The organism is Pseudomonas izuensis, assembly GCF_002356535.2.
Taxonomy (GTDB): Bacteria; Pseudomonadota; Gammaproteobacteria; order Pseudomonadales; family Pseudomonadaceae; genus Aquipseudomonas; species Aquipseudomonas izuensis.
Genome location: NZ_AP017423.2, coordinates 6,272,083 through 6,294,030, shown reverse-complemented (window position 1 = coordinate 6,294,030; position 21,948 = coordinate 6,272,083). Strand labels below are relative to the sequence as shown.

Sequence of the window (21,948 nt, the reverse complement as noted above, 5' to 3'; positions counted from 1 at the left end):
AGAGTAGGCCTGCGAGGGGGAGTGGATCAAGGGAGGGAGTGATGTGTCGTTTGATGGGGCCTCTTCGCGAGCAGGCTCGCTCCCACATTTGATTTTCGGTGTTCACAAAATTTGTGTTCACTGAAGATCCACTGTGGGAGCGAGCCTGCTCGCGAATAGCCGTGACGCGGTGTTATGCCTTACGCGGTCTGAGGCACTTCCCGCACCGGCTTGCCCTTCACTGGCGCATCACCGGCCACGTAGTAGCTGGCCTTGCTGCGCGGCAGTGGCTGGCGGCCACGGATCTTGTCGGCGATTTTCTCGGCCATCATGATCGTCGGCGCGTTCAGGTTGCCGGTGGTGATGATCGGCATGATCGAGGCATCGACCACGCGCAGGCCTTGCATGCCATGCACACGACCTTCGCCATCGACCACGGCCATCTCGTCGGTGCCCATCTTGCACGAGCAGGACGGGTGGAACGCGGTTTCGGCGTGCTCGCGGATGAACTTGTCCAGCTCTTCGTCGGTTTGCACTTCAATGCCCGGGCTGATTTCGCGGCCACGGAAAGCGTCCAGCGCAGGTTGCTGCATGATTTCACGGGTCAGGCGGATGCCGTCGCGGAATTCCTGCCAATCCTGCTCGGTGGCCATGTAGTTGAACAGAATGCTCGGGTGCTGGCGCGGGTCTTTGGACTTGACCTGGATGCGGCCGCGGCTCGGAGAGCGCATGGAACCCATGTGCGCCTGGAAGCCGTGCTCTTTCACACCGTTGCTGCCGTTGTAGTTAATCGCCACCGGCAGGAAGTGGTACTGGATGTTCGGCCATTCGAATTCCGGACGGGTACGAATGAAACCGCCGGCTTCGAATTGGTTGCTGGCGCCGATGCCGGTGCCGTTGAACAGCCACTCGGCACCGATGGCCGGCTGGTTGTGCAACAGCAGCGACGGGTACAGCGACACCGGTTGGGTGCAAGCGTATTGCAGGTACAACTCAAGGTGGTCCTGCAGGTTTTCGCCGACGCCCGGCAGGTCGTGAACCACTGGAATGTCGAGGCTTTGCAGCAGTTTCGCCGGGCCCACGCCGGAGCGTTGCAGGATCTGCGGCGAAGCGATGGCGCCGGAGCACACCAGCACTTCCTTGCGTGCCTTGACTTCGACGCGCTCTTCGGCAGCGCCCACGAGGTAACGCACGCCGACCGCACGCTTGCCTTCGAACAGGATCTTGTCCGTCAGGGCATGGGTGACGATGGTCAGGGTCGAACGCTTCTTGGCCACGTCCAGGTAACCGCGAGCGGTGGAAGCACGACGGCCTTTGGGCGTCACGGTGCGGTCCATCGGGCCGAAGCCTTCCTGCTGGTAACCGTTGAGGTCTTCGGTGCGCGGGTAACCGGCCTGCACGCCCGCTTCAACCATGGCGTGGAACAGCGGGTTGTTGCCGGCTTTGGGCGTGGTCACGCTGACCGGACCTTCGCCACCGTGGTAGTCGTTCGGGCCGATGTCGCGGGTTTCCGCCTTGCGGAAATACGGCAGGCAATCGAGGTAGGTCCAGTCTTCCAGGCCCGGCAGTTTCGCCCAGCCGTCGTAGTCCATGGCGTTGCCGCGGATGTAGCACATGCCGTTGATCAGCGAGGAGCCGCCCAGGCCCTTGCCGCGACCGCATTCCATCCGGCGACCGTCCATGTGTGGCTCCGGATCGGTTTCATACGCCCAGTTGTAGCGACGGCCTTGCAGCGGAAACGCCAAAGCGGCCGGCATCTGCGTGCGGAAATCCATGCGGTAGTCCGGGCCGCCCGCTTCGAGCAGCAGGACGGTGACGCCAGCGTCTTCGGTCAGACGGGTCGCCAGGGTGTTACCGGCCGAGCCGGCACCGATGATGATGTAATCGAATTCTTGGGACATTGAATGCACCCTCTTTGAAGTTGATCCAGGTCAGGCCATGGCGAGTGCTGCGCACTCGATTCGCGAGCAGGCTCGCTCCCACAGTGGAACGCGTACTCCTGTGGGAGCGAGCTTGCTCGCGAAGACGGCCTCGCAGGCGAAGCGGATATCGCCTTAGAACACCGAGGCGTAATCGCCCAGCTCGACCTGTACCGATTTGATGCGGGTGAAGTTGTTCAGCGAGCTGATCCCGTTTTCACGACCAACACCCGACTGCTTGTAGCCACCGACCGGCATCTTGGCGTCGGACTCGCCCCAGGCGTTGATCCAGCAGATACCGGCTTCCAGTTGATGAATCACACGGTGGGCGCGGTTCAGGTCCTTGGTAACGATACCGGCGGCCAGGCCGAAGTCGGTGTCGTTGGCGCGACGGATCACTTCTTCTTCGGTTTCGTAGGTGAGGATCGCCATCACCGGGCCAAAGATTTCCTCACGGACGATGGTCATGTCGTCGGTGCAGTCGGTGAACACGGTCGGGGCCACGAAAGCACCTTTGGCGAATTCGCCGTCGGTCAGACGCTCACCGCCGCACAGTACGCGGGCGCCTTCTTCCTTGCCCTTGGCGATGTACCCCAGCACGTTTTCCATGTGGGCGAAGCTGACCAGCGGACCGAAGTTGGTGTTTTCGTCTTCCGGGTTGCCGATGCGGATGCGCGCAACACGCTCGACGATCTTGGCTTCGAACGCCGCTTTCAGGTGTGCCGGTACGAACACGCGGGTGCCGTTGGTGCAGACCTGGCCGGAGCTGTAGAAGTTGGCCATCATCGCGGTATCGGCGGCGCGATCGAGGTCGGCGTCGTCGCAGATGATCAGCGGGGACTTGCCACCCAGTTCCATGGTCACGTCTTTCAGCGAGGAAGCCGAAGCGCTGGCCATGACTTTCTTGCCGGTGTCAGTACCGCCGGTGAAGGAGACTTTCTCGATGCGCGGGTGCTCGGTCAGCCAGGTGCCGACTTCGCGGCCGCTGCCGGTCAGGACGTTGAACACGCCATTTGGCAGGCCGGCTTCGGTGTAGATTTCAGCCAGTTTCAGGGTGGTCAGCGAGGTGACTTCACTTGGCTTGAAGATCATTGCGTTACCGGCGGCCAGGGCCGGTGCGGATTTCCACAGGGCGATCTGGATCGGGTAGTTCCACGCGCCGATGCCGGCCACGACGCCCAGCGGCTCGCGACGGGTGTAGACGAACGAGGTGGTGCGCAGCGGAATCTGCTCGCCTTCGATGGCCGGAACCAGGCCAGCGTAGTACTCCAGCACGTCAGCACCGGTGACGATGTCGACATAGCGGGTTTCGGAGTAGGCCTTGCCGGTGTCCAGGGTTTCCAGGGCAGCCAGTTCGTCGTTGCGCTCACGCAGGATGTCCACGGCGCGACGCAGGATGCGCGAACGCTCCATGGCGGTCATGGCAGCCCAGATTTTCTGGCCCTTTTCGGCGCTGACAACAGCGCGCTCGACGTCATCGAAGGTGGCACGTTGTACTTTTGCGAGGACTTCACCGTTAGCCGGGTTGATGGCTTCGAACGTGGCGTCGCTGCCAGCGTCGGAGTAAGCGCCATCGATGTAGAGTTTTTGCAGTTCGAAACGGGCCATAAAGTCCTCGCAAGTGCATCAGTTGATTGGCTCGAATCAGGGGTTGAGCGTTCTATGTGCTCTAACTCACCTGCTTGGCCAGTTGGAAATCCATGTATTCGTAAGCGATCCGGTGCGCCTGTCCGGTGTCGAAAGCGTCCCCCGACAGCGCGCCGCGCAACCACAAACCGTCAATGAGGGCTGCCAGGCCACGGGCCGCACTGCGCGCATCTTCGAGCGACAGTACGCGGCGGAACTGGCAGCACAGGTTGGAATACAGGCGGTGATCGTTGATCCGCTGCAACCTGTGCAAAGACGGGTGATGCATGCTGGTGGCCCAGAAGGCCAGCCAGGTTTTCATTGCCGGGCCATTGACCTGGCTGGCGTCGAAGTTGCCTTCGATGATCACCTGAAGGTGGGCCCGCGGGCTGTTGTCCTTCAGCGCCTGACGGCGCGCGGTGACGTTCTCGCTGAGGACGCTCATCAGATACTGCGCCGTGGCAGCAATCAGGCCGTTCTTGTCCTGAAAGTAGTGGCTGATGATGCCATTCGAGACACCGGCCAAACGGGCGATCAGCGCAATGCTGGCGTCCCCCATTCCGACCTGATCGACGGCCAGCAAAGTGGCTTCGATCAATTGCTGGCGGCGAATGGGTTGCATACCGACCTTGGGCATCTTGCACATCTCCTTAGGCCTTCCGGCAGACGTCAAACGGCTACCGGCTTGTGGGCCAGTCTATTTTGTTTTGATTGAACGTTCAATCAACAAAGAATAAGATCTGCGACAAATCGTCGCTGCTTACAGATTTTTCCTACGTGTAAATGGCGACAAACCGACATCCGAAACAGCTCGAAGCCTATACGCCACGGCGTCTCAAGGGCTTCGGGCTTTTTTCGGGCTGTCTTTATATCACCCACTGGTCGGCTGCCCACTAACCGATTAGTCGGGTAACCCATTGCCTTGCGTTCTTCTCTCGCACTGCCCGGAGCATCTGTGCCATGAGTTCTGCCTCGCTTATAAAGACCCCACCCGAGAAGGTGACGGTCAACGGTTGGGTGTTCTACACCTCTACCGCGTTGATTTTGTTGTTGACCGCCATTCTGATCATCGCCCCGCAAGAGGCCGGCAGAATGCTGGGTACGGCGCAAGCCTGGTTGTCCCGCAGCTTCGGCTGGTACTACATGGTGGTGATCGCCGCCTACCTGATCTTCGTCGTCGGCCTGGCGTTTTCGTCCTACGGCAAACTGAAACTGGGCAGCAAGGACGACACCCCGGATTTCAGCTATGGCGCCTGGGCGGGGATGCTCTTCTCGTCGGGTATCGGCATCTCGTTGCTGTACTTCGGTGCGTCCGAGCCGCTGGATCACTATTTCAATCCGCCCGAAGGCGTATCCGCCAGCAACCTGGCGGCCCGTCAGGCGGTGCAGCTGACATTCCTGCACTGGGGCCTGCACGGCTGGGCAATCTACGCGCTGGTCGGCCTGGCCGTGGCGTACTTTGCCTACCGTCACAACCAGCCGCTGGCGTTGCGTTCGGCGTTGTATCCGCTGGTGGGCGAGCGTTGGGTCAAAGGGGCGGCCGGTCATGCGGTGGACGGCTTCGGCATGTTCGTGACCCTGCTGGGCCTGGTGACCAACCTGGGGATCGGCTCGCTGCAAGTGTCGTCGGGCCTGGAAAACCTGTTCGGCATGGAACACAGCAACACCAACCTGCTGATCGTGATCATCGTGATGAGTACCGTGGCGACCATCGCTGCGGTGTCGGGTGTGGAAAACGGCATTCGTCGTCTGTCCAACCTGAACATCGTGCTGTTCAGCGGCCTGCTGATTTTCGTGCTGTTGTTCGGTCCGACCCTGCACCTGCTCAACGGCTTTGTGCAGAACATCGGTGACTACCTCAACGGCGTGGTGCTGAAAACCTTCGACCTCTATGTGTACGAAGGCGACACTGAGAAGTCCGACCGCTGGCTGGGCCTGTGGACTTTGTTCTACTGGGCCTGGTGGATTTCCTGGGCGCCATTCGTGGGCATGTTCGTCGCGCGTATTTCCCGTGGTCGCACGGTGCGTGAAATGGTCGCCGGCGTGCTGCTGATTCCGCTGGGTTTCACCCTGGCGTGGCTGTCGATCTTCGGTAACTCGGCCCTGGACCTGGTGATGAACCACGGTGCGGTGGAGCTCGGCAAGACGGCGCTGGAACAGCCGTCCATGGCGATCTACCAGTTGCTTGAGCATTACCCGGCGTCCAAGGTTGTGATCGGTGTATCGATTTTCGTGGGCTTCGTGCTGTTCCTGACGCCGGCGGACTCCGGCGCGGTGATGATGGCCAACCTGTCTTGCAAGGGCGGTAACGTCGACGAAGACGCCCCGCACTGGCTGCGGATTTTCTGGTCGGCGGTGATCACGCTGGTGACCATCGGCCTGCTGTTCGCCGGTAACTTCGAAGCCATGCAAACCATGGTGGTGCTGGCCGGCCTGCCGTTCTCGGTGGTGCTGGTGTTCTTCATGTTCGGCTTGCACAAGGCCATGCGCCAGGACGTGCAGATCGAGCAGGAACAGGCGGAGCTGGCGGCGCGTAGTCGTCGTGGTTTCACTGAGCTGCTGACTGAGCTGGACCTGCAACCGAGCCAGTTGCAAGAGCGTGCCAGCCCAATGGCAGACCGGATTACGAGCTGATAAGGCTTCACCCAGGATCAGATCACCCGTGACGTGCTCGATCAGTTTGAAAGCCATCGGCAGCTCCTTGGCCGGGTGTATAGCTAAGGTTTGAAGTGATGCGGTGTTTCTGTCTGAAGCACCGCGGCGCCTTCATCGCGGGCAAGCCCGCTCCCACAGGTCCAGTGGTGTTCACATTATTTGTGTTCGACATAGATCCTTGTGGGAGCGGGCTTGCCCGCGATGAGGCCATCAGCCGCAAAGCTGTATTACCCGATATCCGTATAAACAAAAACGCCGCGATCTCTCGCGGCGTTTTTGTGTCTGTTGCCTTACCCCAGGTTCTTGCCGAGCAGTGCGTGGTACAGCTCGCTGTCGCCGAGGATCCCGACCACATGGTTGTTGTCGTGCAGCACAAGCTTGTTGCCGGTCTGGTAGCGAATCTGCAGCGCGTCGCGCATGCCGATGTTCGAGTCCACCAGTGTCGGCCTGCGTCCCAGGCCTTCTACCGATTGCCCTGGAACCCAGTTCTGCAGGTCCAGTACTGAACCGTTCTGGCGTGCACCCTTGATCGTGTTGCCTTCCGCCAGGTCGAGCCATGAATCGCCGCCCGGATCCAGGCACACCGAACCGTTGATGCGTTTGCAGTTGTCCAGGGTGCGCATCAGGCTGCGACCGCACAGTACGTTCAGCGGATTGGTGTGGGCGACGAAGGTCCGCACATAGTCGTCCGCCGGGTTGAGGACAATTTCTTCAGGCTTGCTGTATTGGATGATCCGGCCGTCTTTCATGATTGCGATACGGCTGCCGAGCTTCAGGGCTTCATCGAGGTCGTGGCTCACGAACACGATGGTTTTGCTCAGCTTGCGTTGCAGTTCCAGCAGTTCGTCCTGCAGGCCCTGGCGGATCAGCGGGTCGAGGGCCGAGAACGGTTCGTCCATCAGCAGAATGTCGGCGTCCATCGCCAGTGCACGGGCCAGGCCCACACGCTGTTGCATGCCGCCGGACAGCTCATCGGGTTTCTTGTTGCGCCATTGGGTGAGGCCCACCAGTTCGAGTTTTTCATCGACCAGTTTGCGGCGTTCCTTCTCTGGGCGGCCCTGCATTTCGAGGCCGAAGCTGATGTTCTCGCGCACCGTCAGCCAAGGCATCAGGGCGAACTTCTGGAACACCATCGCGATGCGCTTGGTGCGCATCATTTTCAGTTCGGCGGCCGTGCAGGAGGCAATGTTGATCTGCTTGCCTTCGTGCTCGACGAACAGCTTGCCGCGGCTGACGGTGTTGAGCCCGTTGATGCAACGCAGCAGGCTGGACTTGCCGGAACCGGACAGGCCCATCAGCACGCAGATTTCACCCTTTTCGATGTCCAGGCTGGCCTTTTCGACGCCAACGATCTGCCCGGTCTTTTTCAGGATCTCGCTGCGGGTCAAGCCTTGATCGAGAAGTTTCAGTGCCTCGCGTGGATCTTTGGTGAAGATCACGTCGACGTCTTCGAAGCGAATTATGCTCATGCGTCACCCCCTACTTTGGCTTCGGGTTGTTTGCAGATACGGTCGAGCATGATCGCCAGCAGTACGATCGCCAGGCCCGCTTCGAAGCCCAGGGCGATATCAGCAGTGTTCAGTGCGTTGACCACCGGTTTACCCAGTCCGTCGGCGCCCACCAGTGCCGCGATCACCACCATCGACAGCGACAGCATGATGCACTGGGTGATGCCGGCTGCGATGCTCGGCATGGCGTGGGGCAGTTCGATCCTTGTAAGCAGTTGGCGACGCGAACAGCCGAAGGCTTTGCCGGCGTCCATCAATTCTGCGGGCACATCGCGGATGCCCAGGTAGGTCAGGCGGATTGGCGCGGCAATGGCGAACACGACCGTGGAGATCAGGCCTGGCACCACACCCAGCCCGAAGAGGGTCAGGGTAGGAATGAGGTAAACGAAAGTCGGTACGGTCTGCATCAGATCGAGTACCGGACGCATTAAAGTGTAGAACATCGGCTTGTGCGCCGCGACGATGCCCAACGGCACGCCGATGACCACGCAGACCAGGGTCGCGAATAACACTTGGGCGAGGGTCTCCATGGTTTCCTGCCAGTACCCCAGGTTGAGGATCAGCAGGAAGGAGGCGATGACAAAAACGGTCAGCCCCCATTTGCGCTGGATGAAGTGGGCCAGGAGGGCGATTAGGCCGATCAGTGCCAGCGGGTTGAACCAGGTCAGCGCGAAAGTCACGCCGTGGATCATCGTTTCCAGCGTCACGGCAATGGCGTCGAAGGTGCTGGCGCCGTGTTGCGTCAACCACTCGACAAAGCTCGCGATGTGCTGGCCTAAAGGGATTTTCTGATCAATCAGCATGGTAGTGAACGTCCGCATGCAAGGAAATAAACAGCCCGGACGGCCGGAGCCGTCCGGCATAAGCGATTACTGGTTAAGCTTGGCTTTCACGGCTTCCAGGCCAGGTTTACCGTCAGTGGTGGTCACGCCAGCGAGCCAGGTATCGAGCACCTGTGGATTCTTTTTCAGCCAGGCCTTGGCGGCCGCGTCAGGCTTCATCTTGTCGTCCAGGATGTTGCCCATGAGTTCGCTTTCCATGTCGACGGTGAACTCCAGGTTTTTCAGCAGTTGGCCCACGTTGTTGCATTCCTCGGTGTAACCCTTGCGGGTGTTGGTCGCCACGGTGGCGGCACCGAAATCCGGGCCAAAGAAATCGTCGCCGCCGGTCAGGTATTGAATCTTGAAGCGCTTGTTCATCGGGTGCGGCGCCCAACCGAGGAAGACCACGGCGGTGTCGCGTTTCTGTGCACGGTCGACCTGGGACAGCATGCCCGCTTCGCTGGATTCGACGACCTTGAAACCGGCGTCTTTCAGGCCGAAAGCGTTCTTGTCGATCATGGTCTGGATCAGACGGTTGCCGTCGTTGCCGGGCTCGATCCCGTAGATCTTGCCGTCGAGCTCTTTCTTGAACTTGGCGATGTCGGCGAAGTCATGCAAACCCTTGTCGTACAGGGCTTGAGGAACGGCGAGGGTGTACTTGGCGCCCTTGAGGTTGGTGCGCACGATATCCACGGTGCCGGCGTCGCGGTAGGCCTTGATGTCGTTCTCCATGGTCGGCATCCAGTTGCCGAGGAACACGTCCATGTTCTTGCCGTCGGCCAGGGACTTGTAGGTCACTGGCACGGAAATCATGGTGGTCTTGGTCTTGTAGCCCAGGGCATCGAGCACGACGCTGGTGGTGGCGGTTGTCGCAGTGATGTCGGTCCAGCCGACATCGGAGAAGTTTACGGTTTTGCATTGCGCCGGTTCGGCGGCTTGCGCCAGAAGCGGCAGACTAAGCATGGCGGCCAACAACAACGACGGGGAACCTTTCATGGATGGACTCCTTGGTGTTTTTTTTGGCAGTGTTCCGACTGGACCACCGCACTTATAGGTTGCGGTTGGATGGCGTTCTGGAGACAGCTCTACCGCAGCGCCTTGCAATCGAGTCGATACGATCATGTACCAGTGAAAATCTGACGCCTACAGGGTGCGTCGTAACCAGTACAGGGATGGTCGCTTCCAGTGTCAGTGACGTCGCTTACAGATTTTTTCAGCCCCTTTTTCCCCTCTGCATCGCAAAAAAATGCCGAAAACATGGCGCAAAACGCACGCGGCGTTTGTGGACATGAGTGCGTCGGTTAGAGACGTCGAACGACATGACAAAAGCCTGATGATGCGGTCATCTCGGCGGATTGCAGCTTGAGCGTAGCAGCTCCGCCACCGGGCGCTTTCGCGCCTGGAGTTGGCTCATCCAGGAGTTCGGCAGTAATGGCTATCAGTGTTTTCGACCTGTTCAAAATCGGCATTGGCCCTTCCAGTTCGCACACCGTGGGGCCTATGCGGGCCGCGGCGTTGTTCGTGCAGGATTTGCGCGAGCGGGGGTTGCTGGAACACGTGCGGCGCGTCGAAGTTCAGCTCTTTGGTTCATTGTCGGCCACAGGCATCGGCCACGGCAGCGACAACGCGGTGATCATGGGCCTGATGGGCGAGTGGCCGGATGCGATCGATCCGTCGCAAATCGGCATCCGCATCGCCACCCTGCGTGAAACCCACACGCTGTTGCTGGACGGTCGCTTGTCAGTGCCGTTCATCTGGGCCCGGGACATGCGCCTGATCGACGAAAACCTGCCGTTCCACCCCAATGCCATGACCCTGATTGTCGAAGGCGATGACGGCGAGTTGCATCGCGATACCTACTATTCGGTCGGCGGCGGTTTTGTCGTCGACGAGGCGCAGGCCTCCAGCGGTGTCGTCGATCTCGATCGCACCGTGTTGCCTTACGATTTTTCCAGTGCCGCCGAGCTGTTGGAACTGTGCAAAAAGCACAACCTGCGCGTGGCTGAATTGATGATGGCCAACGAGAAGGTCTGGCGCAGTGAAGAGGAAATCCGCAGCGGCCTGATGACGCTCTGGCGGGCCATGCAGGATTGCGTGGAGCAAGGCCTCAAGCACGAAGGCATCCTGCCTGGTGGCTTGAATGTGCGCCGGCGTGCGGCCAAGCTGCACCGCAGCTTGCAGGAGTTGAACAAGCCCAACGTGATCGGCTCGACCCTCAGTGCCATGGAGTGGGTCAACCTGTTCGCTCTGGCGGTCAACGAAGAAAACGCCGCCGGCGGGCGCATGGTCACGGCACCGACCAATGGCGCGGCGGGGATCATTCCCGCGGTGCTGCACTACTTCATGAAGTTCAGCGAGGACGTGACCGACGCGAATGTCGTCGACTACTTCCTCAGCGCGGCGGCCGTCGGGATTTTGTGCAAGAAGAACGCCTCGATCTCCGGTGCCGAAGTCGGTTGCCAGGGTGAAGTCGGCTCGGCCTGCGCCATGGCGGCGGCAGGGCTGGCGGAAATCCTCGGCGCCACGCCGGAGCAATTGTGCAACGCGGCGGAAATCGGTCTGGAACATAACCTGGGTCTGACGTGCGACCCGGTGGGTGGTCTGGTGCAGGTGCCCTGCATCGAGCGCAACGCGATTGCCGCGGTGAAAGCGATCAACGCGGCACAGATGGCGTTGCGCGGCGATGGCCAGCACTTTATCTCGCTGGATCGGGTGATTCGCACGATGCGCGATACCGGTGCCGATATGCATGACAAATATAAGGAGACATCGCGGGGTGGGTTGGCCGTCAGCGCCGTCGAGTGCTGAGACCGCGTCGTCTGCATCGCGGGCAAGCCTTGCTCCCACAGATTGGTGGTATCTGTGGGAGCAAAGCTTGCTCGCGATAGCGTCGGACCAATCAAAACTGCGCGTAAAGTGAACACCCGTAACAAATCACGCCACCTTTTGGCGCGTCGCAAACAGGTAAAACCCTGACGCAAGGGCAGGGCTCCAAAACGCCGCTGACCACTCATCACCCCGTGCCTGCGGTGACACTCTTTCCCGGCTGCTCGCAGCCCTGTTCCCACAAGTGCTACCGAATTGCTCACAGCTTGTGGGCCGGGGCACTTGCCAGCCCTGATGGCCATTTAAATCCCCACTCCCTGCGCGTCATATATAGACACATTCCGACGTCGTTTTTAGGAGTTATTGAACGCACATTCAAATTTAGGCATGGCAATTGCTCTGTCATTACAAAGCCCGTCTCCCACGCGAGAACGATGGCAATAACAAGAGCCTCCGCCTGAGGCCATCACCCGCTTTGTGTGAGGAGATACCGCGATGACGTCGTTCAACTCCGGGGCCCAACCCCAGAACCGTGCGCCTCAATCCATCGGCTTTCTGCTGCTGGACAATTTCACGCTGATTTCCCTGGCCTCCGCAGTCGAACCGCTGCGCATGGCCAACCAGTTGTCCGGCCGCGAGCTGTATCGCTGGACCACACTCACCGTCGATGGCGGTCAAGTCTGGGCAAGTGACGGTTTGCAGATCACGCCCGACGCCTCCATGCACAAAGCGCCCCCAATGGACACCGTCATCGTTTGTGGCGGTATCGGTATCCAGCGCACTGTTACCCGCGAACACGTGTCATGGCTGCAAAGCCAGGCGCGTCAGTCCCGGCGCCTCGGCGCGGTCTGCACCGGCAGCTGGGCCCTGGCTTGCGCCGGCCTGCTGGACGGATTCGATTGCAGCGTGCACTGGGAATGCCTGGCAGCGATGCAGGAAGCCTTCCCGCGGGTGGCCATGAGTACCCGCCTGTTCACCCTCGACCGTAACCGTTTCACCAGCTCGGGCGGCACCGCACCACTGGACATGATGCTGCACCTGATCAGCCGCGACCATGGTCGTGAATTGTCCGCCGCGATCTCGGAGATGTTCGTCTACGAGCGCATCCGCAACGAACAGGATCACCAGCGCGTGCCACTCAAGCACATGCTGGGCACCAACCAGCCGAAGTTGCAGGAAATCGTCGCGCTGATGGAAGCCAACCTCGAAGAACCGATCGATCTCGACGAACTGGCGGTGTATGTCGCCGTGTCCCGTCGTCAGCTCGAGCGGTTGTTCCAGAAGTACCTGCATTGCTCGCCGTCGCGTTACTACCTGAAACTGCGCCTGATTCGCGCGCGGCAGTTGCTCAAGCAAACGCCGATGTCGATCATCGAAGTGGCGTCGGTGTGTGGTTTCGTGTCTACGCCGCACTTCTCCAAGTGCTACCGCGAATACTTCGGCATTCCACCACGTGACGAGCGCGTAGGGTCCAACACCACGCAGCAAGTGGCGATGATGCCGCTGCCGCAAGCCCTGGTGCTGTCGCCGCTGTCCGGGCCGTTGTCGGCGCTGAGCCAGGCGCGTAATGAATCTACCTTTGCCAGTGTAAGGCTCTAAAACCGAGTCGCACCCTTCGCGAGCAGGCTCGCTCCCACAGTTGACCGAGTTCCAACAGAGGAATGCGGTCGAATGTGGGAGCGAGCCTGCTCGCGAAGGCGTTTTATCGGGTGGTGTGGCTCTGTTGGTATTCCGCCAATGCTGGCAGCAACTGCTTGTCGATGGCCTGGCGCACGGCCGGCAGGATGGTCGCGCTGCTGGTGTACATCTGCTTGACCATGGTGCGCAGCACGATGGCCCGTTCGTTGTTCAAACCTCGTACCGCACACTCGCATGCCTGCTCGGCGGTGGCGCCGTTCGGCACTTGAAAGCCCAATGCCTTGAGCTGGCCCAACAGGTCTTCCTGGTCAATCAAATCGGCGTGCATCATGACGCAAATCCTTCTTCTGGGAACGGTGTCGTGGTTCGATTCTGGTAGGGGGGCGAAGTGGCGGCAAGGGCGATTTGTCGCAATGGCTGCATTGGCTATGAAAGCGTCGTTTTCGGGCTATTTCCCTGCGAAGGGAGTCGGCACACTGGACTCAGCTCGCTTCACGAAGGTTTGGTCACCCTAGCGCGGCAGCTCCTCAACAGTACCCTCTGCCTCGATCCTGTCACGGCTTGATCGGGGCTTTTTTTTGCCTGTGAATCCTGGATGGTTGTGTTGTTTGTTCGGACGCCATCGCGGGCAAGCCACGCTCCCACAGGATCGAGTGACCCTCTATTTTGTGGGCGACAACAAACCTGTGGGAGCGTGGCTTGCCCGCGATGAACGATAACGCGGTCTAGCGTTGCAACACCAAAATGCGTGACAACAACTCATCCCGGTCCACATAACACCCCTGCAAATGCCGCGCCCCGGTGGCAGGGTCGAAGGCGTTGCGGGCATGCAGGGTGCGGCGGTTGTCGAAGCACCAGAGCTCGCCCGGATTGAGTCTTTGCATCACGCGGAAACGGTCCTCGCGGGTCATCGCGATAAAGCGACGATAGGCTCGGTAAAGCCTCGGCATCTGTTCCACCGACGCATCGAACGGGCCGCGCAGAAAGTTCGCCATGCGGATCTCCGACACTTGCCCCGAGGCATCCAGGGCGATGATCGGCGCGAGGCAGCGATAGTCGCTGTGGCGGTCCTTGTTGCGAAACTCCACTGGGATCTCGCACAGGCTTTTGAACGACTCGGGATCTTCCCGGCGCAGGGCGTCGGCGATGGCAAAACCGTCGACAAAAATACTCTCGCCACCTTCGGCATCGTTGACCAGGCAATGCAGAAATTGCAGCCCCGGTTGCAGCTCCCGAGTCGGCAAATCGCTGTGCAGCGGCAGGTTGAAAGCGGTGTAGGCGTTGCTGTCGGCATCGGCCTTGGATTGCACGTTGAACAGCACGCCGAAATTGCTCTCGCGGATGAAGGAAATGCGCTGCGCGATCAACTTCAGCGAGCCCGGTTCGGTGGGCACGCCACAGACCTGTGTCAGGCCGATATCCCGTACGGCCAGCAGCCACTGCAACAACGCGTCGTTGTCGTGCATCAATGCCTGATACTCGAACACCGGCAGCTTCAGATCGTTATGCCAGAGCCTGGCTTTCGGCTTGCCGGCCTGGCGCTCGGCGCGGGATTCGTCGTCGTAGGCATGGGCACGCAGCCACCCAGGGTCGAAGCGGCTGCGGTGGCCGTCCTGCCATTGGACGCTCAGACAGCCTTCGACATCGACGCTGGTTTGGGCAGGCAGCAGGTCTTCGGGGACATCGACAATTTCCAGCACTTGTTCACGTGTCACCGTGTAGACGCATTGCGGGCACGGGCAGTTGTCCCGCAGCCATTGATGATGGAAAGGGCTGACGCGGTTGTCGGCCCACTTCACCAGAACACGATCCGCCATGGCCTGCACGCCTGTCAGCGCGCTGATCAACGGATAAGTACGGAAGTCAGCAAAAGCGGCGGCGGTGTTCATGCAATCTCCTTGTTATTTTTTTGGGGGTAATGCGATCACTCGGCCAATGTACTTGGGGGCTGGCAGGTCAGTCTGTTCGGCGACGATGGCTTGCAGTTTGCCGAGGGTCAATTCGCTGAACGGTGTCGCGCTTGGCCCGGCGAGGTCGACGTGCAGCAGCATCTGCTCGTTACCCGCCAGCTCCTTGGCGTCGCCCGCCAAATGCAGGCTGTGATAGAGGTGCAGGCGTTTGCTGTCGTGGGCAATGATCTGGGTGTGCACTTCGACGTCGGCGTCGAGTTTCACTTCGTGCAGGTAGTTGAGGTGCAGCTCCAGGGTGAACAGCGAGTTGCCGCTGGCTTCGCGGTTGTTGCTGTCCATGCCGAGGCGGTCCATCAGTGCGTCGGTGGCATAGCTGAAGATCAACAGATAGAACGCGTCGCGCAGATGGCCGTTGTAGTCGACCCAGTCGGGGATGATTCTGGTTTGGTAGGTGGTCAGTGCGGGCATGATGAGTGATCCAAGAAGTATGGTGACTGGACTGCCGCTATCGCGGGCAGCCTTGCTCCCACAGGTTGGTCACAAGTCCTGTGGGAGCAAGGCTTGCCCGCGATGAGGCCAGACCTGCTGGCCTCAAAGCATAGGGGTTACTCGCTGAAAGCCATCCCATGCTTCTCTTTAGTGGTCTTCACCGCTTCCAGCACCGCCAGCAGGCAGTCATCACGATAGCGCTCCAGCGCAGAAATGCTGTGTTTGCCCAGTTGATCGCTGGTGCCATCCACCACATCGTCGATCAGCTTGTCGGTCAGTTCAGGCGCAGGCAGATACGTCCATGGCAACTGCAACGCCGGGCCGAACTGTGCCATGAAGTGGCGCATGCCGGCATCGCCGCCGGCCAGGGTGTAGGTCAGGAAGGTGCCCATGAACGACCAGCGCAGACCGGCGCCAAAACGGATGGCATCGTCGATTTCGCCAGTAGTCGCCACACCGTCGTTGACCAGGTGCAGCGCCTCGCGCCATAGGGCTTCGAGCAGGCGGTCGGCGATGAAGCCGGGCACTTCCTTGCGCACATGCAGCGGGCGCATGCCCAGGGATTCATAGACTTTCATCGCCGCTTGCACCGCTTCAGGCGCGGTGTTTTTGCCGCCAACCACTTCTACCAATGGCAGCAGATAAACCGGGTTGAACGGGTGGCCGACCACGCAGCGTTCCGGGTGCGTGGCGCTCTCGTAGAACTCGCTTGGCAACAGGCCTGAGGTGCTGGAGCCAATCAAGGCATTGGGCTTGGCGGCGGCGCTGATCTTGCTGTGCAGTTCGAGTTTCAGCTCAAGGCGTTCAGGGGCGCTTTCCTGGATGAAATCGGCGTCGCGAACACATTCCTCGATGGTGGCGACGAAGCGCAGGCGGTCCTGCGAGGCACCGGGTGCCAGGCCTTTTTTCTCCAGCGCACCCCAGGCGTTGGCGACGCGTTTGCGCAGCGCCGCTTCAGCGCCGGGCGCCGGGTCCCAGGCCACTACATCAAGGCCGTGGGCGAGGGCGCGGGCTACCCAGCCGCTGCCGATGACACCGCTGCCCAGGGCGGCGAAGGTTTTGATTTCGGTGATAAAGCTCATGGCAATTTCCTGAATTTGGCTCAAAAAACTGTGGGAGCGAGCCTGCTCGCGATAGCGATGTTCCTGTCGACGCAAATGCATCGAATGTACCGACGTCATCGCGAGCAGGCTCGCTCCCACAGGGGGAAATGGGTGGTGGGATTAACCGCGCTGTTTCAGGCCCATTTTCTTGCGGCCTTCAGCCGGGGTCAGAACCCGGGCGCCAAGGCGGCTGAGGATTTCGCCGGCGCGCTCGACCAGTTGGCCGTTGGTCGCCAGCACACCCTTGTCCAGCCACAGGTTGTCTTCCAGGCCGACTCGCACGTTGCCGCCGAGCAGTACGGCTTGTGCCGCCATCGGCATCTGCATGCGACCGATCCCGAATCCGGCCCAGACCGCATCGGCCGGCAGGTTATCGACCATGGCTTTCATGGTGGTGGTGTCCGCCGGGGCGCCCCACGGGATGCCCAGGCACAGCTGGAACAGCGGGTTGTCGAGCAAGCCTTCCTTGATCATCTGCTTGGCGAACCACAGGTGACCGGTGTCGAAGATTTCCAGTTCGGCTTTCACGCCCAGTTCCTGGATGCGCTTGGCGCCGGCACGCAATTGCGCCGGGGTGGAGACGTAAATGGTGTCGCCATCGCCGAAGTTCAGGGTGCCGCAATCGAGTGTGCAGATTTCCGGCAGCAGTTCTTCGACGTGGGCCAGACGGGTCAGCGGGCCGACCAGGTCAGTGTTAGGGCCAAACTCCATCGGGTTCTCGCCCGCGCCGATTTCCAGGTCGCCGCCCATGCCGGCGGTGAGGTTGACGATGATGTCGACGTCGGCCTCGCGGATGCGCTCCATCACTTCACGGTACAGCGCCACGTCACGGCTGAACTTGCCGGTTTGTGGGTCGCGAACGTGGCAGTGAACCACGGTGGCACCGGCCTTGGCGGCTTCCACGGCGGCAGCGGCGATTTGTTTCGGGGTGACCGGCACGTGTGGGCTCTTGGCGGTCGTGTCGCCAGCACCGGTGAGTGCGCAGGTGATGATGACGTCGTGGTTCATGGGGCGGTTTCCTTCAGGCTTGATTTTTTGGCGTAGTGATCCCGTTCGCAGCCCGGTCGGGCTGCGAGTCGGTAGTTCTATCGGGTTTATTTACTGGTCAGCTTCAGGTTTTCAGCTGCAGGCTTGCCATCGAAGGTGGTCACGCCTGCGAGCCAGCGCTGCTTGTCTTGCGGGTGATCTTTGAGCCACTGCCTGGCCGATTCGAAGGCGTCCTTGTGTTCCAGCAGCGGCTGCATCATCCGGCTCTCATCTTCGGCGGTGAAGGTCAGGTTGCTCAGCAGTTTGCCGATGTTCGGGCATTGTTCGGCGTAGGTCGGCGCGGTGACGGTCCAGACCGTCGCCATGCCTTCATTCGGGCCCAGGGCGTCTTCACTGCCGGTGAGGTAGGTCATTTTCACGTTGACGTTCATCGGGTGCGGCGCCCAGCCGAAGAACACCACGGCCTCGTTGCGGCGCACGGCACGGTCCACTGCGGCGAGCATGCCGGCTTCGCTGGATTCGACCAGCTGGAACTTGCCCAGGCCGAATTGGTTCTTGGTGATCATCGCCTTGATCTGGGTGTTGGCGCCCGAGCCTGGCTCGATACCGTAGATCTTGCCGCCCAGCTCTTTTTCGAACTTGGCGATGTCGGCGAAGGTTTTCAGGCCCTTGTCGTAGAGGTAGGTCGGCACGGCGAGGGTGGCGCGAGCGTCCTTCAGGCTTGGGGCTTGCAGCACCTTGACCTGGTTGGCATCGACGAACGGGGTGATGGTCTGGGTCATCAGCGGGTTCCAGTACCCCAGGAACAGGTCCAGGCGCTGATCGCGGATGCCGGCGAAGATGATCTGCTGGGAGGCGCTGGTTTGTTTGGTGTTGTAGCCGAGTCCGTCGAGCAATACCTGGGTCATGGCGCTGGTGGCGATCACGTCGGTCCAGTTCACTACACCCATGCGCACGTTCTGGCACGCGGCGGGTTCGGCGGCCATGACACTGGCGCTCAGCAAAGCGGTACCACTGAGTGCAAGAACACAGCTGCTGATCAGTCGTTTCATCTCAGGTTCCTCGGCAGTTCGTTATTGTGGGTCCGGTCGTCTTTGTGCGCCGGTGATGACAAGTTACGCAGCTAAACGGCCATGAAAGCGCACTGCGGCGACCGACTCTTGCACTGCAGCGACCTGTCCTCTTGTATGCCTGTTGCAAGTGGCGTATCAACGTCCTCACGCTCCCCGTCCTCTCGTTACTTGCCTGTCGAGTGCGCTCCATGTCCCAGGATTTCTATTTCTTGTTGATGCCGGGTTTCTCGGCCATTGGATTTATCTCGGCCATCGAGCCGCTGCGGGTCGCCAATCGTTTTCGTGGCGAGCTCTATCGCTGGCACGTATTGAGTGCCGATGGCGGGGCGGTATTGGCCAGTAATGGCATGTCGGTCAACGCCGATGCGGCGCTGGAGCCGCTGAAGAAAGGCGCGACGTTACTGGTGGTCGCCGGCTTCGAACCGCTGAAGTTCGCCACTCCGGCCCTGGAACACTGGCTGCGTCGCCTGGACAACGAAGGCGTGACCCTCGGCGCCATCGACACCGGCAGTTTCATCCTCGCCGAAGCCGGCCTGCTCGACGGCCATCGCCTGACCCTGCACTGGGAAGCCATTGATGCCTTCAAGGAGTCCTATCCGCAGCTCAGCGTCACCCAGGAGCTGTTCGAGATCGACCGTCGGCGCATCACATCCGCCGGTGGCACCGCATCCATCGATTTGATGCTGGATCTGATCGCCCAGGCCCATGGCCCGGAACTGGCGATCCAGGTCAGCGAACAGTTCGTGCTCGGCCGCATCCGCCCGCGCAAAGACCACCAACGCATGGAAGTCGCCACGCGCTACGGCATCAGCAACAAGAAGCTCGTTCACGTTATTGGAGAGATGGAACAGCACAGCGAACCGCCCTTGAGCACACTGGAACTGGCGGAATCGATCAAGGTGACGCGCAGGCAACTTGAACGGTTGTTTCGCCTGCACCTGAACGATACGCCGAGCAATTTCTACCTGCGTTTGCGGCTGGAGAAAGCCAGGCAGTTGCTGCGCCAGACCGATATGAGCGTGCTGGAAGTGAGTATTGCGTGCGGGTTTGAATCGCCGTCGTATTTCACCCGCAGTTATCGCGCGAAGTATGAGCGATGTCCAAGGGAAGATCGGCGTACCGCCAAGGCGTGATGCGCAAGAACCACTGTGGGAGCGAGCCTGCTCGCGAAGAGGTCGGCACATTCAGCATATATGTTGACTGAACCGCCGCCTTCGCGAGCAGGCTCGCTCCCACAATGGGCAACTTATTTCTTCAGGAGTGCCGAGCAGGCCGCTTTGTAAGCCTCATGCTGATACTTGTTCAACGTCGCCGGCAGCTCAAAGTTGTGTTTCTTGGCCTGCGCATTGATGGTCTGCGGGGACAGCAACGTCACCTCGCAATTTTCCAGCAACTGGAAAACGCCCTCGATCTTGAATGTGGTCGGCCCACCGGCGAATTCACCCTTCTTGCTGCGCTTCTTGATCGCGATTCGATCTATCGAATTTTCTCGAACAAAGGAAGCAACCTGAGCGGCAAAGACTTTGACGTTGGCGGCTTCGTCGTCATCGTCCAGGGCGATTTTCTTGGTGGTCAGCGCGACATGGCTCAATGTCGAACCCTCAAGGGTGGCCACGGCGATGATCGCTTCGCTGCCTTTTATTTCGATGCCGCAGATTTTCATGGTGAATCCTTTTCGTTGAAGGCGTGCAGCCTACAGCTCAATTGACTGAAGTTTGCATTTACTCCTGCCCAATCGATTCCAAAAACTCCGACCGCTCGTCACTGGTGCGCGCCACGCAATCATTTTGCGCAATGGTGAACGCCTTGCTGCCGGCCGTGGCCGGGAAGGCTTCGACGGCGCAGTCGGCCTCACGGGTTTTCAGCCATTGTTGTTGTGCTGCCTTGAGCTTGGCGGTGATGTCGGCCAATTGTGTCGGGTTCTTGCCATACAGCGACTGCAGGCGCTCGTTCAGGTTTTTGTAGTTTTCGCTCAGCAGGTCTTCGGCCGTGGTCTTGCTGAAGGCGGAGCATTCCAGGGTCTGGACGTCGTTTTCGACTTTGTCGCAGGGGTTGTCGTCGGCTTCTTCCGCTGCGTGTACGCCGGTCGCAATCAGTGCCAGTGCCAGGATGATCGATTTCATGTATGTCGCCGCCCCTTTTCCAATAAAGCGTCCAGTGAAGCATTCTGAGTTGCGGCGAATTCTGGCCCATGCCGGCGCCCTTGAACAGGTCGCCAATCGTGCCTGGCGACGACCCTTTGTCGCAGATTGACGCTTTCGGCAATTCCCCTGTCGTTTTTGCACCCGGTCGCCCCGGCCCTCAGGCATATGCTGGCCCCAAAGCGCCGGCAGACGATTCGGCGCATGAATCGCTAAGAAGGGGACAGCCTGATGAGCCCAGCCGAACTGCACGCCGACAGCATCGTTATCGACGGGCTGATTATTGCCAAGTGGAACCGTGAGCTGTTCGAAGACATGCGCAAGGGCGGTCTGACCGCAGCCAACTGCACCGTGTCGGTGTGGGAGGGCTTCCAGGCCACCGTCAACAACATCGCCGCCAGCCAGAAACTGATCCGCGAAAACAGCGACCTGGTGATTCCGGTGCGCACCACGGCTGACATCCGCAAAGCCAAGGAGCAGGGTAAGACCGGCATTCTCTTCGGCTTCCAGAACGCCCACGCCTATGAAGACCAGATCGGTTACGTCGAGGTGTTCAAGCAGCTCGGCGTCGGTATCGTGCAGATGTGCTACAACACCCAGAACCTGGTGGGCACTGGCTGCTACGAGCGCGATGGCGGCCTGTCGGGCTTCGGTCGTGAGATCGTTGCCGAGATGAACCGTGTTGGCGTGATGTGCGACCTGTCCCACGTCGGCTCCAAGACCTCCGAAGAAGTCATCCTCGAATCGAAGAAACCGGTCTGTTACTCCCACTGCCTGCCGTCGGGTCTCAAAGAGCACCCGCGCAACAAGTCCGATGAAGAGCTGAAATTCATCGCCGATCACGGCGGTTTCGTCGGTGTGACCATGTTCGCGCCGTTCCTGGCCAAAGGCATCGATTCGACCATCGACGACTACGCCGAAGCCATCGAGTACACCCTGAATATCGTCGGCGAAGACGCCATCGGTATCGGCACCGACTTCACCCAGGGTCACGGCCAGGACTTCTTCGAATACCTGACCCACGACAAGGGCTACGCCCGCCGCCTGACCAGCTTCGGCAAGATCATCAACCCGCTGGGCATCCGTACCGTGGGCGAGTTCCCGAACCTGACCGAGACTCTGCTCAAGCGCGGCCACTCCGAACGGGTAGTGCGCAAGATCATGGGCGAGAACTGGGTCAATGTTCTCAAGGATGTCTGGGGCGAGTAAGCCACAGCACTTCTGATTCTTTTCCCCCCGGCCATCCGCGCCGGGGGCAATACCAAAATTCTTC

The 21,948-nt window shown here is 60.2% G+C and carries 18 protein-coding genes and 1 pseudogene; 5 read left to right on the top strand and 14 right to left on the bottom strand.

Annotation, left to right across the window (positions count from 1 at the left end):
• Positions 1 to 179 precede the first annotated feature (179 nt).
• From betA to betI, 3 genes are all read right to left on the bottom strand, one after another.
• Positions 180 to 1,880, bottom strand: a complete 1,701-nt coding sequence (gene betA / locus LAB08_RS28195) for a choline dehydrogenase (RefSeq protein WP_096514514.1) — start codon at positions 1,878 to 1,880, stop codon at positions 180 to 182.
• Positions 1,881 to 2,033: 153 nt separating this feature from the next.
• Positions 2,034 to 3,506, bottom strand: coding sequence for a betaine-aldehyde dehydrogenase (gene betB, locus LAB08_RS28190; RefSeq protein WP_096514516.1), 1,473 nt, complete (start codon positions 3,504 to 3,506; stop codon positions 2,034 to 2,036).
• Positions 3,507 to 3,567: 61 nt separating this feature from the next.
• Positions 3,568 to 4,161 (bottom strand): transcriptional regulator BetI, encoded by a 594-nt coding sequence (gene betI / locus LAB08_RS28185; protein WP_096514518.1) that lies wholly within the window; start codon positions 4,159 to 4,161, stop codon positions 3,568 to 3,570.
• Between the two features lie 380 nt (positions 4,162 to 4,541).
• Between betI and LAB08_RS28180 the strand changes: the two are divergent.
• Positions 4,542 to 6,245, top strand: a pseudogene (locus LAB08_RS28180) (BCCT family transporter).
• Between the two features lie 224 nt (positions 6,246 to 6,469).
• Here LAB08_RS28180 and choV read toward each other — a convergent pair.
• The 3 genes from choV to LAB08_RS28165 all read right to left on the bottom strand — a co-directional run bounded on the left by choV (position 6,470) and on the right by LAB08_RS28165 (position 9,504).
• Positions 6,470 to 7,648, bottom strand: coding sequence for a choline ABC transporter ATP-binding protein (choV, locus tag LAB08_RS28175; RefSeq protein WP_096514520.1), 1,179 nt, complete (start codon positions 7,646 to 7,648; stop codon positions 6,470 to 6,472).
• Entirely contained in the window at positions 7,645 to 8,490 is an 846-nt protein-coding gene (choW, locus tag LAB08_RS28170) for a choline ABC transporter permease subunit (RefSeq protein WP_096514522.1), read from the bottom strand. Before choW ends, choV begins: the two co-directional genes overlap by 4 nt.
• Before the next feature lie 66 nt (positions 8,491 to 8,556).
• Entirely contained in the window at positions 8,557 to 9,504 is a 948-nt protein-coding gene (locus LAB08_RS28165) for a choline ABC transporter substrate-binding protein (RefSeq protein ID WP_096514524.1), read from the bottom strand.
• A 435-nt stretch (positions 9,505 to 9,939) separates the two neighbouring features.
• Between LAB08_RS28165 and LAB08_RS28160 the strand changes: the two genes are divergently transcribed.
• The gene (locus LAB08_RS28160) at positions 9,940 to 11,316 is read left to right on the top strand and encodes an L-serine ammonia-lyase (protein WP_096514526.1); all 1,377 of its coding nucleotides are present in this window, start codon (positions 9,940 to 9,942) and stop codon (positions 11,314 to 11,316) included.
• 513 nt (positions 11,317 to 11,829) lie between these two features.
• The gene (gene gbdR, locus LAB08_RS28155) at positions 11,830 to 12,933 is read left to right on the top strand and encodes a choline metabolism transcriptional regulator GbdR (protein ID WP_090325880.1); all 1,104 of its coding nucleotides are present in this window, start codon (positions 11,830 to 11,832) and stop codon (positions 12,931 to 12,933) included.
• 103 nt (positions 12,934 to 13,036) lie between these two features.
• Here gbdR and LAB08_RS28150 read toward each other — a convergent pair whose 3' ends face one another.
• The 6 genes from LAB08_RS28150 to LAB08_RS28125 form a co-directional block, all read right to left on the bottom strand.
• On the bottom strand, positions 13,037 to 13,303 hold the full coding sequence (locus LAB08_RS28150; RefSeq protein ID WP_096514528.1) for a hypothetical protein: 267 nt from the start codon (positions 13,301 to 13,303) through the stop codon (positions 13,037 to 13,039).
• Between the two features lie 394 nt (positions 13,304 to 13,697).
• Positions 13,698 to 14,861 (bottom strand): gamma-butyrobetaine dioxygenase, encoded by a 1,164-nt coding sequence (locus tag LAB08_RS28145; RefSeq protein ID WP_096514530.1) that lies wholly within the window; start codon positions 14,859 to 14,861, stop codon positions 13,698 to 13,700.
• Between the two features lie 12 nt (positions 14,862 to 14,873).
• Positions 14,874 to 15,350 (bottom strand): thioesterase family protein, encoded by a 477-nt coding sequence (locus tag LAB08_RS28140; RefSeq protein WP_096514531.1) that lies wholly within the window; start codon positions 15,348 to 15,350, stop codon positions 14,874 to 14,876.
• A 137-nt stretch (positions 15,351 to 15,487) separates the two neighbouring features.
• Positions 15,488 to 16,453, bottom strand: coding sequence for an L-carnitine dehydrogenase (locus LAB08_RS28135; RefSeq protein WP_096515634.1), 966 nt, complete (start codon positions 16,451 to 16,453; stop codon positions 15,488 to 15,490).
• 141 nt (positions 16,454 to 16,594) lie between these two features.
• Positions 16,595 to 17,482 (bottom strand): 3-dehydrocarnitine:acetyl-CoA trimethylamine transferase CdhC, encoded by an 888-nt coding sequence (gene cdhC, locus LAB08_RS28130; protein ID WP_095195952.1) that lies wholly within the window; start codon positions 17,480 to 17,482, stop codon positions 16,595 to 16,597.
• A gap of 86 nt (positions 17,483 to 17,568) precedes the next feature.
• On the bottom strand, positions 17,569 to 18,513 hold the full coding sequence (locus LAB08_RS28125; RefSeq protein ID WP_096514534.1) for a choline ABC transporter substrate-binding protein: 945 nt from the start codon (positions 18,511 to 18,513) through the stop codon (positions 17,569 to 17,571).
• 209 nt (positions 18,514 to 18,722) lie between these two features.
• Here LAB08_RS28125 and LAB08_RS28120 point away from each other — a divergent pair, with 209 nt between their 5' ends.
• Positions 18,723 to 19,667, top strand: a complete 945-nt coding sequence (locus LAB08_RS28120; protein ID WP_085716447.1) for a GlxA family transcriptional regulator — start codon at positions 18,723 to 18,725, stop codon at positions 19,665 to 19,667.
• 113 nt (positions 19,668 to 19,780) lie between these two features.
• On the opposite strand, the gene LAB08_RS28115 is transcribed toward LAB08_RS28120, so the two are convergent.
• Together LAB08_RS28115 and LAB08_RS28110 are read right to left on the bottom strand one after the other, a co-directional pair.
• On the bottom strand, positions 19,781 to 20,197 hold the full coding sequence (locus tag LAB08_RS28115) for a DUF3010 family protein (protein ID WP_096514536.1): 417 nt from the start codon (positions 20,195 to 20,197) through the stop codon (positions 19,781 to 19,783).
• Positions 20,198 to 20,255: 58 nt separating this feature from the next.
• Entirely contained in the window at positions 20,256 to 20,657 is a 402-nt protein-coding gene (locus LAB08_RS28110; protein WP_096514537.1) for a lysozyme inhibitor LprI family protein, read from the bottom strand.
• Between the two features lie 249 nt (positions 20,658 to 20,906).
• Between LAB08_RS28110 and LAB08_RS28105 the strand changes: the two genes are divergently transcribed.
• The gene (locus LAB08_RS28105) at positions 20,907 to 21,884 is read left to right on the top strand and encodes a dipeptidase (RefSeq protein WP_096514542.1); all 978 of its coding nucleotides are present in this window, start codon (positions 20,907 to 20,909) and stop codon (positions 21,882 to 21,884) included.
• Positions 21,885 to 21,948 lie beyond the last annotated feature (64 nt).